15 protein-coding genes are annotated in these 15514 nt (G+C 69.2%); 5 read left to right on the forward strand and 10 right to left on the reverse strand.

Translation table 11 applies throughout. The annotated features are described in order from the left end of the window. Nucleotides 1-69 precede the first annotated feature (69 nt). Nucleotides 70-906 carry an alpha/beta fold hydrolase gene (locus AOM45_RS08835; protein WP_030464909.1) on the reverse strand — a complete coding sequence of 279 codons (837 nt, stop codon included), beginning with the start codon at nucleotides 904-906 and terminating at the stop codon, nucleotides 70-72. 46 nt (nucleotides 907-952) lie between these two features. Between AOM45_RS08835 and AOM45_RS08840 the strand changes: the two genes are divergently transcribed. After that, the gene (locus AOM45_RS08840; protein WP_051782707.1) at nucleotides 953-1411 is read left to right on the forward strand and encodes a CGNR zinc finger domain-containing protein; all 459 of its coding nucleotides are present in this window, start codon (nucleotides 953-955) and stop codon (nucleotides 1409-1411) included. Here AOM45_RS08840 and AOM45_RS08845 read toward each other — a convergent pair. Together AOM45_RS08845 and AOM45_RS08850 are read right to left on the reverse strand one after the other, a co-directional pair. After that, entirely contained in the window at nucleotides 1408-2289 is an 882-nt protein-coding gene (locus tag AOM45_RS08845; RefSeq protein ID WP_030464911.1) for an ADP-ribosylglycohydrolase family protein, read from the reverse strand. The two genes, AOM45_RS08840 and AOM45_RS08845, sit on opposite strands and share 4 nt — an antisense overlap. 33 nt (nucleotides 2290-2322) lie before the next feature. Further along, complete coding sequence (locus tag AOM45_RS08850; protein ID WP_030464912.1) at nucleotides 2323-3000, reverse strand: SDR family oxidoreductase; 678 nt, start codon at nucleotides 2998-3000, stop codon at nucleotides 2323-2325. A gap of 71 nt (nucleotides 3001-3071) precedes the next feature. Between AOM45_RS08850 and AOM45_RS08855 the strand changes: the two genes are divergently transcribed. Further along, nucleotides 3072-3872: a LysR family transcriptional regulator gene (locus AOM45_RS08855; RefSeq protein ID WP_030464913.1), complete on the forward strand. Its 801-nt coding sequence runs from the start codon at nucleotides 3072-3074 to the stop codon at nucleotides 3870-3872. Here AOM45_RS08855 and AOM45_RS08860 read toward each other — a convergent pair. The 3 genes from AOM45_RS08860 to nrdR form a co-directional block, all read right to left on the reverse strand. Then, nucleotides 3847-4398 carry a hypothetical protein gene (locus tag AOM45_RS08860; RefSeq protein WP_051782708.1) on the reverse strand — a complete coding sequence of 184 codons (552 nt, stop codon included), beginning with the start codon at nucleotides 4396-4398 and terminating at the stop codon, nucleotides 3847-3849. The genes AOM45_RS08855 and AOM45_RS08860 overlap by 26 nt on opposite strands. Before the next feature lie 89 nt (nucleotides 4399-4487). After that, on the reverse strand, nucleotides 4488-7313 hold the full coding sequence (locus tag AOM45_RS08865) for a vitamin B12-dependent ribonucleotide reductase (protein ID WP_030464915.1): 2826 nt from the start codon (nucleotides 7311-7313) through the stop codon (nucleotides 4488-4490). Between the two features lie 66 nt (nucleotides 7314-7379). Next, the gene (gene nrdR, locus AOM45_RS08870) at nucleotides 7380-7850 is read right to left on the reverse strand and encodes a transcriptional regulator NrdR (protein WP_030464916.1); all 471 of its coding nucleotides are present in this window, start codon (nucleotides 7848-7850) and stop codon (nucleotides 7380-7382) included. Between the two features lie 293 nt (nucleotides 7851-8143). Between nrdR and AOM45_RS08875 the strand changes: the two genes are divergently transcribed. Together AOM45_RS08875 and AOM45_RS08880 are read left to right on the forward strand one after the other, a co-directional pair. Then, complete coding sequence (locus AOM45_RS08875) at nucleotides 8144-8578, forward strand: hypothetical protein (protein WP_156093531.1); 435 nt, start codon at nucleotides 8144-8146, stop codon at nucleotides 8576-8578. After that, on the forward strand, nucleotides 8551-11595 hold the full coding sequence (locus tag AOM45_RS08880) for an AfsR/SARP family transcriptional regulator (protein WP_236703247.1): 3045 nt from the start codon (nucleotides 8551-8553) through the stop codon (nucleotides 11593-11595). Before AOM45_RS08875 ends, AOM45_RS08880 begins: the two co-directional genes overlap by 28 nt. 33 nt (nucleotides 11596-11628) lie before the next feature. On the opposite strand, the gene AOM45_RS08885 is transcribed toward AOM45_RS08880, so the two are convergent. The 3 genes from AOM45_RS08885 to AOM45_RS08895 all read right to left on the reverse strand — a co-directional run bounded on the left by AOM45_RS08885 (nucleotide 11629) and on the right by AOM45_RS08895 (nucleotide 13848). After that, nucleotides 11629-12042, reverse strand: a complete 414-nt coding sequence (locus AOM45_RS08885) for a hypothetical protein (protein WP_030464919.1) — start codon at nucleotides 12040-12042, stop codon at nucleotides 11629-11631. 22 nt (nucleotides 12043-12064) lie between these two features. Further along, nucleotides 12065-13441 carry a S1 family peptidase gene (locus AOM45_RS08890; protein ID WP_030464920.1) on the reverse strand — a complete coding sequence of 459 codons (1377 nt, stop codon included), beginning with the start codon at nucleotides 13439-13441 and terminating at the stop codon, nucleotides 12065-12067. 125 nt (nucleotides 13442-13566) lie between these two features. Beyond that, entirely contained in the window at nucleotides 13567-13848 is a 282-nt protein-coding gene (locus AOM45_RS08895; RefSeq protein WP_156093532.1) for a hypothetical protein, read from the reverse strand. Between the two features lie 234 nt (nucleotides 13849-14082). Here AOM45_RS08895 and lexA point away from each other — a divergent pair, with 234 nt between their 5' ends. Next, entirely contained in the window at nucleotides 14083-14760 is a 678-nt protein-coding gene (lexA, locus tag AOM45_RS08900) for a transcriptional repressor LexA (protein ID WP_030464922.1), read from the forward strand. Here the strand turns inward: lexA and AOM45_RS08905 are convergent. Beyond that, the gene (locus tag AOM45_RS08905; protein ID WP_063756950.1) at nucleotides 14735-15493 is read right to left on the reverse strand and encodes a GbsR/MarR family transcriptional regulator; all 759 of its coding nucleotides are present in this window, start codon (nucleotides 15491-15493) and stop codon (nucleotides 14735-14737) included. The genes lexA and AOM45_RS08905 overlap by 26 nt on opposite strands. Nucleotides 15494-15514 lie beyond the last annotated feature (21 nt).

Consider the following 15514-nt stretch of genomic DNA (forward strand, 5'->3'; position numbering starts at 1 on the left):
CCCCTCCAGGGTCCGCCTGGAGAGGAGGTTACGAGCGTCCGGCCAAAAACTCAACACGTGATGAATAAATCACACCGTTGGAGTGAAATCCCTGATCAGAGCAGCGATCTCCGTGAGGTTCTCCTCCAGGGCGAAGTGGCCGGTGTCGAACAGGTGCAGCTGCGCGCCGGGCAGGTCGCGCAGGTAGGCCTTGGCGCCGGGCTCGATGAAGAACGGGTCGCCCGTGCCCCACGTGATCAACGTCGGGGGCTGGTGCTCGCGCAGGTAGGCCTGCCACTCCGGGTACTTGGCGACGTTGGAGTGGTAGTCGAGGGCGAGGTCGACCTGAGGTTCCGGGCGCAGGTCGAGGTAGTGCTGGTCGAGCGTCCACGTGTCGGGCGAGATCGTCTCGGGGTCGCGCGCGCCTTCGAGGTAGCCGAACTTCGTGTACTCCAGCGCGAGCATGTCGCGGGCGGCCCGCCGGTCGCGGTTGGCGATGAAGTTCTTGGCCAGTTCGGAGAGGCCGTCCTCGTAGGCGTTGCCGTTCTGCACGATCAGACCGTTGATCCACTCCGGGTGGCGGGTCGCGATGCGGAAGCCGACCGGGGCGCCGAAGTCGAACACGTACATCCGGAAGCCCGTGAACCCGACGGTTTCCAGGAACTTCTCGATGGTGTCGGCGAGGAAGTCGAAGCTGTACTGCCGCTGGGGCGCGTCGCTGTGGCCCGAGCCGGGGTTGTCGGGCGCGATGACGTGGAAGTCGTCCTTGAGCTCCTCGATCAGCCGCGCGTACTGGTGCGAAGCGGACGGAAAGCCGTGCAGGAGCAGGAGTTTGGGCGCGTCCGAGTCACCGGCCTCCCGATAGAAGATCTTGATGCCGTCGACGTCGGCGAACCGGTGCCTGGTCACATGCGTCTTTGTGGTCATAACGCATTAGACTAATGATAACTCGCCATGTTGTACAGTTAGAGACGTGCTCGCACTGGACTTCGTCAACACATTGACAGCCGAGGAGGACCGCCTGCCCCAGTGGCTGGCCGAGCAGGGTCTCCCCTGGTCGGAGGCCGTTCTGGAGCTGCGCGGCCACGTCGAGGCCGCCGTGCTCGCGGCACGGGACGGCAGGGAGCCTGATCTCGCGCCGGTGAACGCGGCACTGCGCGGCGCCCCGGCGTACGAGGTGCTGTCGTGGTCCGGTTCCGTCGTGCGGACGAAGGAACGGGAGGGCGACGAGGTCACGCGGGCGCTCGCCGTGCTGGCGGGTGCGACCGCGGACCTGCTGACGTCACCGGCCGTGCTGAAGGTGAAGACGTGCGAGGGGCCGGGGTGCCGGTTGCTGTTCGTGCCCGCGCACCCGCGACGCCGGTGGTGCGATCCCGCGACGTGCGGGAACCGGGTGCGGGTGGCGCGGTACTACCAGCGGCACAAGGACTAGCGGCGCACCCAGTCCGGGAGGGGTTCGCGTTCGTCACGCCAGTCGGGCGGCGGTGTCGCGATGATGCCGCCGACGATCGCGGAGGTGGTGTCGACGTCGCCGCCCGCCTCGACGCACGTCGTGATGGCGGCACGGTAGTCGCCGAGGTGGCGAGCGGCGACCCAGAGCGTGAACGGCACGGTGTCCTGCGCCGTCACGCGTGAACCGTTCCCGAGGACGTACGCGGCCTCCTCGGCGGTCCGGATCCGGCGCGCCTTCTCGATCCCCTTGCGCACGAAGGAGTCCTCGAGGTGGTCGAGGACGGTGCCGAGCAGGTCCGGCGGTGGCGTGCCGGTCAGCCTGGCCTTCGCCGCGACGGCCGCCGCGTGCGCCACGGCGAGGCCACCCATGACGCCCTCCGGGTGCTGGTGCGTGACCTCGCTGGCCCGGATCGCCTGCGTGGTCACGGTTTTCGGGTCGTCGGCGAAGTACGCGCCGAGTGGCGCGATCCGCATCGCGGCGCCGTTGCCGCACGAACCCTGGCCGTTGAACGCGCTTCCGGCCGCCTCTTTCCACGGCGTGCCCTGGCGGATCTTGCGCAGGATGGTGAAAGCTCCGGCGCCGTAACCGCGATAGGGCTCGCAGCGATCGGCGAAGGTCGCCGCGAGCCGGTCCTGGTGGACATCACCGTGATCACGGAGCTCGGCGACGAGGTTGCAGGCCATTTCGGTGTCGTCGGTCCACTCCCACGGCCCTCGTGGCGGCTTGCCGGCCACGAGGTCGGGCAGCGAGCGGCCGACCATGAAGAACTGTGCGCCCAGAGCGTCGCCGACGGAGAGCCCGTCGAGCGAGTCGTATGCGAGGTCCAGGCGCGCACGAGCATGCAGAACTATGCGCATCGCCTGCTATTTTACCTTGCCCCGCAACGGATTTCAGGCGATCACGGCACCGCCGTCGACGGTGAGGATCGTGCCGGTCGCCCACGGCTGCGTCATCAGGTAGAGGTACGCGTGCGCGATCTCCTCGACCTCACCGACGCGCTGGAGCGGCAACGTGGCCGCGACGCCCGCGTAGATCGGCTCGGCGTCCGGTCCCCACAACGGGCTGCGCACCACGCCGGGGCTGACCGCGTTGACCCGCACCGGCGCGAGTTCCACGGCCAGCGCCTTGGTCAGTGCCTCCACCGCGCCGCAGATGCTCGCCGCGACCGCCCAGCCCGGTCCCGGCCGGTCCTTCGCGATGCCGGTGGTGAGCGTGATGGACGTGGTGACGTCGGCGGCTTTGACCGCGTCGAGCACGCTGAAGTACCTGAGGCCGAAGAAAGACCTCGCGCGGTCCCGGTCGAAGTCGGTGAGCGCCATCAGTTCGAGCGGCTCCCCCGCCGTGTACACGAGGTGGTCGATCTCGCCGATCGCCGTGAACGCGTCGGCGACGGCGCCGGGATCGGTCAGGTCGGCAGGATGGGTGGCGATGCCGGGCTGCGGCCCTGGTTTGCGCGAGACGATCGTGACCTGAGCGCCCGCGTCCCGGGCCGCGTGCGCCGTTGCCAGGCCGATTCCCGAGGAGCCGCCGAGGATCGCGACCCGCTGTCCGTCCAGTGTGGATTTCATGGTTCCCAGCGTGCTCCGCTGAGGAGCCGGCGGTCCAAGACCTGCTCCGTCGCCTGCCATACCCTGGAGGTATGGACCTGGACCTGCGGAAGCTGCGCTACTTCGTGGCGGTCGCGGAGCACCTCGGCTTCGGCCGTGCCGCCGAGGCCCTGCACATCGCGCAGCCCGTGCTGTCCCGGCAGATCCGCGCGCTGGAGTCCGAGCTGAAGGTGCAGCTCTTCGACCGTTCGTCGAAGGGCACACGGCTGACCCCGGCCGGCGAGCAGCTGCTGGCGGACGCACGACCGTTGCTCGCGCAGGCGTCGGCGTTGCTGCGGCGCGTGGGTGTGGCGGACACGTTCACGGTCGGGTTCATGCCCGGCCTGATCATCACGCCCGCCGTGCGCCTGCTGGCGTCACGGCACCCCGGGCTGCGGGTGGACGTGCTGCGGACGACGTGGGACGACCAGGTCGAGGTGATCCACGACGGGCGCGTGGACGTGAGCTACGTGCGGCTGCCGGTTCCCGCGGCCGGACTGCACCTCCTGCCGGTGTTCACCGAGCCTCGGGTGCTGGTCGTGCCGACGACGCATCGGCTGGCGGGCAAGGAAAGCGTGCGGGAGGCGGACCTCGCCGGTGAACGGCAGGTCCAGCACTCGACCCCGCCGGGGTTCCGGTCGGTCGAGGAGAAGCTGGAGCACGTCGCGCTGCACGGCGGCGTGGCCGTCCTGCCGTTGTCGACGGCGCTGTTCTACTCGCACAAGGACCTGGTGCACGTCCCGATCGAGGACATCGCGCCGAACGAGGTCGCGCTGGCGTGGGCCGAGCACCGGCAGACGCCGTTGATCACCGAATTCGCGGAAGTGGTCAGCGAGATTGCCCGGCAGGGGTGAAGACGAAGCTGTCGCGGAACCCGCCGTCACCACGCCGGGTCGCCATCAGCCGCAGCTCGGGCATGAAGTGGAAGAAGACGAGCGAACCCGACCGGTCCGGGTAGCCGAGTGTCTTCGAGTACTTCGGGTTGGTGCCGCCCAGCCACAGCGGCGGCTCGCCGTACTCCGCGATCACGTCGTCGAGCAGGCAGTCCCGTTCGCCCAGCACACCCGGAATCCGGCTGTCCGCGTCGAGCGACAGCCAGCCCTGCCGGTGCGCGAGGTCCGCGTACACCGACGCCATGACGTCCTCGGCGCGGTGACCGAGCGCTTCGTGGACGGCGCCGCTCACCATCGCCGCGTTCGCCGCGCCCCGCTTCACCAGCGCGTCGAGCTCGGCCTGCCACCGGTCGGTGCGATCGTCGGCGAACGCGAGCGCGTCGAGCAGGGTGAGGATCACCGGCTCGCCGCCGTACATGCCGGGGCGCCGGACAGCCGCGTTGAGCTGGCCGAGCAGGTAACCGCGTAAATCGTCGAACGAGCGCATTCCCGTTGTTCTATCAGTTGGGGCGCGGCCGGGAGAACGCCGGATGGGCGGCCCCGCGCGGAGCCGCCCATCCGTCACATCACTTCAGCTCAGCTGCAGCCGGACGTGCTGCCGCAGCCCTCGCACAGGTAGCACGAGCCCGCCGGACGCATCTTCGTACCGCAGGTCATGCACAGCGGCGCGTCAGCGGCCTTGCCCAGGTGCAGCTCCAGCAGCTCGGTCGAGCTGCCGACGTGCTTCGGAGCAGCGGTCTCGACCGCGGCCTCCACCGCCGGGGCGGCCTCGACCGATCCGCGCAGGCCCTCGAGGTCCACATCGGACGAAGGCGCGCCGTACTCGCCCGCCACCTGGGCGGAACGCTCGTCGGCGGTGAAGATGCCGAGCTGCGCGCGCTTGTCGTACGGCAGGTAGTCGAGCGCCAGACGACGGAACAGGTAGTCCAGCACCGACGTCGCGATGCGCACGTCCGGGTCGTCGGTCATGCCCGCCGGCTCGAAGCGCAGGTTCTGGAACTTCGAGACGTAGAACTCGAGCGGGATGCCGTACTGCAGGCCCACGGAGATGGACATCGAGAACGCGTCCATCACGCCGGCCAGCGTCGAGCCCTGCTTGCCCAGCTTGACGAAGATCTCGCCGAGGCCGTTGTCCGGGTAGGAACCGGCGTGCAGGTAGCCCTCCGCGCCACCGACCGTGAACGACACGGTCTGCGACGGGCGCTTCTTCGGCAGGCGCTTGCGGACCGGGCGGTATTCGACGACCGTCTCCGCGGTCTTCTTCTCCTCGGCCTTCGCGGACTTGCCCGCCGACAGCGGCTGGCCGACCTTGCAGTTGTCGCGGTAGATCGCGAGCGCCTTCAGGCCGAGCTTCCAGCCCTGGTAGTAGATCTCCTCGACGTCCTCGACGGTCGCCGTCTCCGGCATGTTGACCGTCTTGGAGATCGCGCCGGACAGGAACGGCTGCGTGGCCGCCATCATCCGCACGTGACCCATGGGCGCGATGGAACGCTCGCCCATCGCGCAGTCGAAGACCTCGTAGTGCTCGCGGCGCAGGCCCGGCGCGTCGACGACGTGGCCGTGCTCGCCGATGAACTCGACGATCGCCTCGATCTGCTCTTCCTGGTAGCCCAACGCCTTCAGCGCGCGCGGCACCGTCTGGTTGACGATCTGCATCGAGCCGCCGCCGACGAGCTTCTTGAACTTGACCAGGGCCAGGTCCGGCTCGATACCGGTGGTGTCGCAGTCCATCATCAGGCCGATGGTGCCGGTCGGGGCCAGCACGGACGCCTGGGCGTTGCGCCAGCCGTTCTTCGCGCCGATCTCCAGGGCCTGCTGCCACGCCTCGGTCGAGACCTTGTGCACCGCCGCGTCGTTCGCGTGGTACGTGCGGATGAGGTCGTTGGCGGCGGCGTGCTTGCGCATGACGCGCTGGTGCGCCGTGGCGTTGCGCTTGTAGCCGTCGTACGCGCCGACGATGCCCGCGAGCTCCGCGGAACGGCGGTACGAGACACCGGTCATCAGCGAGGTGATGGTCGCGGCGAGCGCTCGGCCGCCCTCGGAGTCGTACGCGTGGCCGGTCGCCATGAGCAGCGCGCCGAGGTTGGCGTAGCCGATGCCGAGCTGGCGGAACTTGCGGGTGGTGTCCGCGATCGGCTCGGTCGGGAAGTCCGCGAAGCAGATCGAGATGTCCATCGCGGTGATGATCAGCTCGACGGCCTTGGCGAACGTGACGGCGTCGAAGCGGCCGTCGTCACCGAGGAACTTCATCAGGTTCAGCGACGCGAGGTTGCAGCTCGAGTTGTCGAGGTGCATGTACTCCGAGCACGGGTTGGACGCGGTGATGCGGCCGGACTCGGGGCAGGTGTGCCAGTCGTTGATCGTGTCGTCGTACTGGATGCCGGGGTCGGCGCACTCCCACGCGGCCTTGGCGAGCTTGCCGAACAGCTCCTTGGCGTCGACGCGCTCGATGACCTCGCCGGTCTGGCGCGCGCGCAGGCCGAAGTCGCCGCCGCCCTCGTAGGCGTGCATGAACTCGTCCGACACGCGGATCGAGTTGTTCGCGTTCTGGTACTGCACCGACACGATGTCCGCGCCACCGAGGTCCATGTCGAACCCGGCGTCGCGCAGGGCGCGGATCTTGTCCTCTTCGCGCGCCTTGGTCTCGATGAACTCGACGACGTCCGGGTGGTCGACGTCGAGGACGACCATCTTGGCCGCGCGACGGGTGGCGCCACCGGACTTGATGGTGCCCGCGGACGCGTCGGCGCCGCGCATGAACGACACCGGGCCGGACGCGGTGCCGCCGGAGGACAGCAGCTCCTTCGACGAACGGATGCGCGAGAGGTTCAGGCCGGCACCGGAGCCGCCCTTGAAGATCAGGCCCTCCTCGCGGTACCAGTTCAGGATCGACTCCATGGTGTCGTCGACCGCGAGGATGAAGCACGCGCTGACCTGCTGCGGCGAGCTGGTGCCGACGTTGAACCACACCGGCGAGTTGAAGCTGAACACCTGGTGCAGAAGCATGTAGGTGAGCTCGTGCTCGAAGATCTCCGCGTCCTGCTCGGAGCCGAAGTAGCCGTGCTCCTTGCCCGCGCCCACGTACGTCTTCACGACGCGGTCGATCAGCTGGCGCAGCGACTGCTCGCGCTTGTCGCTGCCGACGGCACCGCGGAAGTACTTGCTGGTGACGATGTTGGTGGCGTTCACCGACCAGAACTCGGGGAACTCGACACCGCGCTGCTCGAAGTTCACCGAGCCGTCGCGCCAGTTCGTCATGACGACGTCGCGGCGCTCCCAGGTGACCTCGTCGTAGGGGTGGCGGCCTTCGGTGGTGTAGACGCGCTGGACCTTCAGCGCGGCAGGCTTGGCAGCCGCCCGTGCGGCTGTCTTCTTGGCTGAGCCGCCGACGGTCTCGGTCACGGTGGATCTCCCTCGTACTGGATGCTTAGAAAGTTGGTTGCGGGCACGCGCTGTGGAGCGCGTGGATCACTGCTCGGCCGGTGCTTCCTCGGCCCTGGCAGTGCGAAGATCAAGAATTTCCTTCTCGAAGTCCTCAACGGACGAGAAAGATCGATAGACGCTCGCGAAGCGGAGATAGGCGACTTCGTCGAGTTCTCTCAACGGGCCCAAGATCGCGAGGCCTACCTCGTGACTGGCGATTTCCGCGCATCCCGTCGACCGGATCGACTCTTCCACCCGCTGGGCGAGCTGCTGGAACGCGTCCTCGTCGACCGGGCGGCCCTGGCACGCCCTGCGCACGCCGACGACCACCTTGTCGCGGCTGAAGGGCTCCGTCACCCCGGAGCGCTTGACCACGGCGAGAACCGCTTCTTCGACCGTGGTGAACCTGCGGCTGCAGCTGTTGCAGGAGCGACGACGACGGATCACCTGACCCTCGTCGACCTCACGGGAATCGACCACCCGTGAGTCCGAATGACGGCAAAACGGACACCGCACGTCTGTTCACCCCTCCCCGGCGCAGCACCCGTCGCAGCAGCCGCACGAGGTTGGAGTTACCCACAACCTGTGGACTACTTACAACGGTGTAACCACTAGATGTAGGGGTAGAACCTAGATCGCGACGCAAGAGGTTGCAACTCGACACGGCGTGTCGGGCGACACTCGGATGGAGGAATCCGGGATGAACTGCGGCTACTACCCACCGACACCGCAGCGTGACCGACGAGCAACCTCAGCGACGCCTGGCCGCGTGATATTCCTGTGACACGTCACTCGGGTGGCGCAACGAGATGAGGGAGATCGTCTTGGGGTCTGGGGTGAAGAGGGCCGGTCTGCTGGCCCTGCTGGTGGCCGCGAGCGGCCTGCTGGCACCGGCGGCACAAGCCGCCACCGGGTCGGTGACCGCGAAGTGCGTCGAAGGAAGCTTCAGCGGCAAGTTCACGCTGACCTACGACATCGGCACGGAGTACCGGCTGCGGAACGGCAAGGGCGCGGCGGGTCCGTACATCGCCGACACCGGAGAGATGCACGTCCGGGTGCACCACCGCGTGGGCACGTCGCAGACCACGCTGTTCACCAAGTCGAGGACCGGCCTGAGGTCGGACGAGGTCGCCGAGGTGCCCGGCAACCGCGCGGCGGTGCCGCGCACGGGGCGTGCCTGGGTCGAGGTGAAGTTCGCCGACAGCAGCGGTGAGAAGTGCACTGCCAGGGCGGACCTGCGCTGAGATATCTGCTGCTCGGACCGGTCACGGTCCTCGGACCGGCCGGGCCAGTGCGCCCGGCCGGTCCGAAGCAGGCGTCGGTGCTGGCGGCGCTGCTGCTCAGCCCCGGCCAGGTCGTGCCGGAGGACCGGCTGATCGACCTGACGTGGGGTGAGCAGGCGCCGCGCAGCGCACGCGGGCGCCTGCAGGTGCACGTGTCCGACCTGCGCAAGCTGATCGGCGCCGACGTGATCACGCGCGGCGCCTCCGGTTACTCGATCGAGGTCGAGCCCGGCGACCGCGACCTCGACCTGGTCGACGCCGCCGTCGCCCACGCCAGGACGCTGACCGGTGAGGCCGCCATCGCACGGCTGCGCGAAGCACTCGCGTTGTGGACGGGCACGCCGCTGGACGGCGTGAGCGACGAACTCGCCGAGCTGGAACGCCCGGCGCTGGTCGAACGACGGCTCGCAATCGTCGAGGAGCTGCACGAGCTCCAGATCGCCGCAGGCCACCACGCGGAAGCGGTGGGCGGCCTGCGCAAGCTCGTCGACGAGCACCCGTACCGCGAACGGTTGCGCGCCGCGCTGATGCTGGCACTGCACCGGTGCGGACGTGCCGCCGAGGCGCTGGAGGTGTACTCCCGGGGACACGAACTGCTGGTGTCCGAGCTCGGCATCGAACCGGGACAGGCGTTGCGCGACGCGCAGCTGCGTGTCCTGCGCGGCGAGGACCGGGCTCCCACCCCGGCGGTCACCGAGGTGCGGCCCGCCGAACTCCCTCTGGCCGCACGGGGTTTCGCGGGACGCGCCGCCGAGCTGGCCGCGCTGGAGGACGGCGACGACGGCGTGTGGCTGATCACCGGTACGGCCGGTGTCGGCAAGACCGCGCTCGCCGTGCGGTGGGCGCACGCGGCCCGCGACCGCTACCCCGACGGGCAGCTGTACGTGAACCTGCGCGGGTTCGACGCCGACGACGAACCGCTCACGCCGACCGCCGCGCTGGCGCAGCTGCTGCGCGCGCTCGGTTCCACACCGTCCGAATCGGACGACCAAAGTGGACTTTTCCGGTCGCTGCTCGCGGACCGGAAAGCGTTGGTGGTGCTGGACAACGCGCGTGACGCCGCCCAGGTGCTGCCGTTGCTGCCGTCGTCCGGCCGCGTGCTGGTGACCAGCAGGCACCGGCTGGGCGACCTGGTCGCCCGCACCGGAGCCCGCACGATCACCCTGACGCAACTGCCGGTGCGGGACTCGCACGCGCTGCTCGTCGCGGCGCTCGGCGCGGACCGCGTGGCGGCCGAACCCGCTGCCGCGGCCGAGCTGGCCGAGGTGTGCGGGCACCACCCGCTGGCGTTGCGGATCGCCGCTGCCGGTGTGGGCACGAGCATCGGGTCAGTGGTCGCGGAGTTGCGCGCGGACCCGTTGCTCGCCTTCGACGGCGCGGAGCAGAGCGCGGTCGCCACGGCGTTCTCCGTGTCGTACCAAGCACTTCCCGCCGACCAGCAGCGACTGTTCCTGCTGCTGGGGGTCGTGCCGGGACCGGACTTCACGCCGCACGACGCGGCCGCGCTGCTCGGCACCGACGCCGGCGTGGCGACCCGGTTGCTGCGCGGTCTGAGTGCCGCGAACCTGGTCGAGGCGCATGCGCCGGGCCGTTACCGGTTCCACGACCTGGTGCGTCACTACGCCGAGGAACGGTCGGGCACCGAGGAGACCGCGCCCGCGTGGGAGAGGTTGTTCGCCGGCTACCTCGCGGCCGCCGACGCGGCCGTGACGAAGCTGGGCAAGCGAGTCGTGACACTCCCCCGCGACGACGATCCTCCAGAGAGCCCCCTGCGGTTCGCGGACAGCGCGGAAGCCGTGGCGTGGCTGGACGTCGAGGCGCCCAACCTGGTCGCGGCGTTGCGGCGGGCCGCGGTGACCGGCCCCCGCCCGCAGGTCTGGTACCTGGCCGACGCGGTGCGGCGGTTCTTCCACGACCACGGCAGGCGTGCCGAGTGGCTGGAGCTCGCGTCGGTGCTGTTGCCGGCGGCCCGGCGGCACGGTGCGCACGCCGCGGAAGCGTTGCTGCGCCTGACGATGGGCGGCGCGGCCTTCCGCGAAGGACGGCACACCGACGGTGTCGCGCACACCGAGGAGGCGGCGCGGGCGAGCCGCACGTGCGGCTGGCGCGAGTGCGAGGCGACGGCCGTGTCGAACCTCGGGTCGATGCTCGACTGGACGGGCAGGCTCGCCGAGGCGGTCGAGCACAGTCTTCGCGCGATCGAGCTGTTCCGGGAGCTGGGCAACCCGTCCGGGGAGAGTCACGCACTGAACTCATTGAGCTGTCACTACCGGCAGCTCGGCGAGCTGGCCGAGGCGAGGAAGTGCCTCGACGAGTCGGTTCGGTTGTGTCGCAAGAACTCTCTCGCTTTCTGGGAGGCCGCGAACCTCGCGGACCTGGGTTCGGTGCTGCTGGCGCTCGGCGACGTCGCGGACGCCGAGCACACGCTCCTGCTCGCGCTGGAGTCGTTCCGCGAACAGGGATCCCGCTTCGGTGAGGCCACCGCGCTGAGCGGACTGAGCGCGGTGCACCTGGCCCGTGACGACCGCGAGACCGCCCGCCGGACCGCCGCCGAGGCGCTGGAGTGCGCCCGTCAGGACGGCGACCAGCAGGCCGAGGCGGTGGCGTTGATCGGACTTGGCCGCGCCACGTCCGAGGCGCAACACCTGGTGCGGGCGTTGGAGATCGCGGCGCGGTCCGGCCTGCGCGGAGTGGAGGCGGAGGCGTCCGCCGTGCTCGCTCACGTCCTCGCCGCCACCGATCCGGTGGCGGCGCGGTCGCACGCGACCGCTGCCCTCGACGTGGCACGAGCGGGCGGGTTGCGGCTCCTGGAGGCGGAGGCACTGCTCGCCGTCGCCGCCGCGGAGTCCGCCTCCAGCGGGGACGCGCAGGCCGGACGCGCGGTGCGGGAGGCCCTGCGCATCTGGCGCGACACCGGACACGTCACCGGTGCCGCACGCGCGACGCGCGCCCTGGAAGGCCTCACCGCGCGGTCGTGAGCGGGGGTCCGCACCCGCTCACGACCGTGGACCTCAGGCCACGCCCGTGTCGGTGTCGCAGTACTTGAGCGTCGCGCCCTTCTCCTTCTGCAGACACACCTGCAGGTAGACCTTGGTGCCCTCGGGGATGTTGATGTCGTCCGGGTACGTGTTGCAGTTCAGCCGCGGGTCCTGGTGGTGGCCCGAGTGGTGCCACAACTTGTACTCGTACTGGATGCCGTTGTGCGTGTAGGTGAGGCGACCGCGGACGCCGAGGTCGTCGTAGTCGCGGTCGCAGATCCCGAAGTGCTCGCCGTAGGCCTTGAACCAGGCCATGCCGCCCTTGGGGTCCGGGTCATCGGTGTAGACGTCGACGTCCCGGGAAGCGGCGGCACTGGCGGCCGGCGCCATGGACATCACGGTGCCCACCGCGATCGCCGCGGCCGCGACGATTCGTCCGATCCTCATTCTCGTTTCCCCTGTTCGTTTTCTATCGTGGAGCCTGCACGCGGAGCACTCCGGCGAGTGCCTTCTCCGCGAGCGAGGTGTCGGTGAAGTAGTCCCAGCAGCTGCCGCTGGTGTTGGTGCTGCCGCCGCTGAGCACGCCCTTGGCCGCGACGCCGCCGTCGCTGCGGATCGTGTAGATCGGCGCGCCGGAGTCACCGCCCCTGGTGCACGCGCCGTCGCGGTGCCCTTCGGTGGCGTTGCGCAGGACCTTGCTGCCGAAGCGGACGGTGACGTACGTGGAAATGACCTTCCAGCCGCACATCTCGCCGGTCTTCTGGCCGCTCACGCAGTAGCGGTCGCCGTTGCCGGACCGGTTGCGCCACTTGTCGGTGACCGCGCGGGACTGGCCGGAGTTCGGGCCGCCGCGGTAAACGCGGTAGCTCGACGCTTTGCCGGACGACATCTTGATCGTGGAGACGTCACCCGAGTAATAGCTCTGGCCGTTCCACTTCACGGAGCCGGTGTTGTTGTTCCAGTTGTCGGCGGTGACCGTGCCCATCGTGCCGTTGTTGTTGCCCGCGGGCTTGTTCAACGACGTGCAATGGCCGGCGGTCAACATGTACGACTTGCCTTCGTGCACCCAGCCGAAAGCCGTTGTGCAGTAATCGAAGTAGGCACCGCCGAAGTACGGGCTGGAGTCGTCCTGCCGGTTGTCCTTGAGCGCCGGTTCGGGCATGCCGGGAACCAGGTAGAGCGCCACCCGGTCCGCCCCGTACCGCGCGGCCAGGGCTTCCCGCAGCTCCTGCGTGACCGCCGAAGCCTTGACGAGCACACGGTTGTTGGGCGCGTCGACGTACGCGGTGCGCAGCTTGTCGCCACCCGGCAGCGAGGTTTCCAGCACCTCCTGCTGCACCTGGTCGAGCTCGGCGAGGCCGTACCGCACCTTCGGCACGTGCGGACGCACCGTCAGCGTCGGTCCGGCCTGCTGTGCGGAGAAGGTGTTGGCCCCAGAGTTGGCTTCCGCGTTCGATTCTGCGGCCGGTTTCTCGGTGACACCGTCGTCGGGGATGCTGCCGTCGTCCGAGCCCAACCCCAGAGGGCTCGCCGCGACGGTCATGGCGGCGCTCGCGGCGTCGACGACCGGCTGGGACGCCGTCGTCCTCACCGGGGCGACGACGGTGTCGAACTCGGCGTAGGGCACCGAGAACTCGGCCGGAGCGGCCAGCGCGCGGTCCATCGCGACGTCGAGGGCGGCGCGCGTGGCGTCCGGCAGCGGCGCCTCGTCCTCACGGGGATCGTGCGTGATGACGGCGACCGCGGTGCCCGTCGCGGGCTGGTCGCAGGTGATGGTCGCGGCGTGCGCGGGAACTGCGCTGGTGGCGCTCACCGCGAGGACCACGCCGATGATCGCGCGTCTCACCGCGACGTCAGCTGGTCACCGGGGTGGTGGATCTGTCTCGCCATGGTGCCTCCGCGGGTGGTCTCGTCTGTCGCACCGAATGGTGGACAGGACCGCTTCCGTGAGGCTTCGGTTTCGCTTCGGTCTTACGGGGTGACGCCGACCTGCTGCAGGTAGAGCACGCCGAGAGCGATGATCGTCAAAGCGCTGAGCACACCGACGGCGAGGAGTTCGAGCGCGGATTCACGCTTGGGACGGACCTCGCAGGAGCTCGACTCGCGCGAGCTCGGCACCGCGACCGGTCGCGGTTTGGTCGCCGGGCGCCGCGGCATGACGCGGGGACCCGAACGGAGTGGACGTCCCGCTGCGACGGCAGCAACGTCACTGCCCTCGACCCCCGGCAACCGCTTCTCGACGAGTACCGCCATGACGCCCTCCATCGCAGGTCAAGCACCATGATCGAACAAGGGTTCGATCGAACGTCCGTGCGAATTTCTACCAGACCGACCCGCCGAATGCCACAACACGCCGACAAATACCTCGAACAGGTGTTTGATCTGTGCAGCAAACACGACTACCGTCGACCACGAAGATCGACGGAGGCCGGAATCCCATTCGAACTGGGGGCGGCGAGGAGGACAGCGACCGTGGCAGGCAAGACGATCGACCCGGACCCCGCTCTTGTGGAGACAGAGGTAAGCGAGATCGCGGGAAACGCCGGCCTGACATTGCGCCAGCGCAAGGTGCTCGACGTGATCCGTGACTGGGTCGACCGCTTCGGCTACCCGCCGAGCGTGCGCGAGATCGGCGAGGCCGTGGGCCTGACGTCGACCTCCTCGGTCGCGTACCAGCTGCGCGCGCTGGAGCGGAAGGGCTTCCTGCGCCGCGACCCGAACCGCCCGCGCGCGGTGGGCATGCTGCCCGCAGAGATCGACCCCGGTCTCGACCCGATGTCCAAGCCGACGCCCGCGTACGTGCCGATGGTCGGCCGGATCGCCGCCGGTGGCCCGATCCTGGCGGAGGAGTCGATCGAGGACGTGTTCCCGCTGCCGCGCGAGATCGTCGGCGAAGGCGAGCTGTTCCTGCTGCGCGTCGTCGGTGACTCGATGATCGACGCCGCGATCACCGACGGCGACTGGGTCGTGATCCGCAAGCAGCCGACCGCCGACCAGGGCGAGATCGTCGCCGCCATGATCGACGGCGAGGCGACCGTGAAGACCTTCAAGCGCAAGGACGGCCACGTGTGGCTGATGCCGCACAACCCGGCCTACCAGCCGATCAACGGCGACGAGGCCACCATCCTCGGCAAGGTCGTCACGGTGCTGAGGCGTCTCCCGTAGTTCTCCGGGCTTTCTCACGCGCGGCCTTCTTCTTCTCGAAGAAGTCGAGCCACTTCTTCCTGGTGGACTCCATGTCCACCACGACGAACGCGAAGAACTGCCCCATGTCTTTGAGGCGTGCGCCGACGGGGGTGTCGAGACCGAAGATCTCGGCACCCTCCAACGCGGTGTGCGCCCACACGGAGTTGCGTTCCGCGCTGCTCAGCCACGCCCGGTACCAGATGTCGTCGTCCAGGAAGTAGCGCATGCGCTTGCCGTCGCGCTCGCTGCGCAACAACCCGAGGTCCTGCAGGTAGCTCGTCGACCGCGACACCGTGCCCGGACTCACCGACAGCCGCAGCACCAGCTCGGTCGCCGACAGGCTGCCCTTGTCGACCATGAAGATCTCGGCCAGGATCCGCGCCGCTGTCTTCGGTATACCGGTCTGCACGAACGACGCGACGAGCCGCAGGTGGAACTCCTGCACCTCACCAGGACTCCGCCCGAACGAGTACGCCTCGTCATCGACGTCGAGGTCGTCCACCGCGGGCATCCGCCGCATGGCCCGCTCACTCGCCGCCCGATGCGCCGCACCCGGCCGGTAGCTGTTGTGGCCCCCGTTGCGGACCACCTCCCGCTGCACCGTCGAGGCAGGCCTTTGCAACCGCCTCCCGATTTCGGAGTAACCCAGCCCGTCCCACAGCCACTGGGCGATGAGCTGCCGTTCTTCCTCGTCTAGCCGCTTACCAGGCACAACCCCATCGTGCCTTGCGCT

The sequence above is a fragment of the Lentzea aerocolonigenes genome, assembly GCF_000974445.1.
Lineage (GTDB): Bacteria > Actinomycetota > Actinomycetes > Mycobacteriales > Pseudonocardiaceae > Lentzea > Lentzea aerocolonigenes.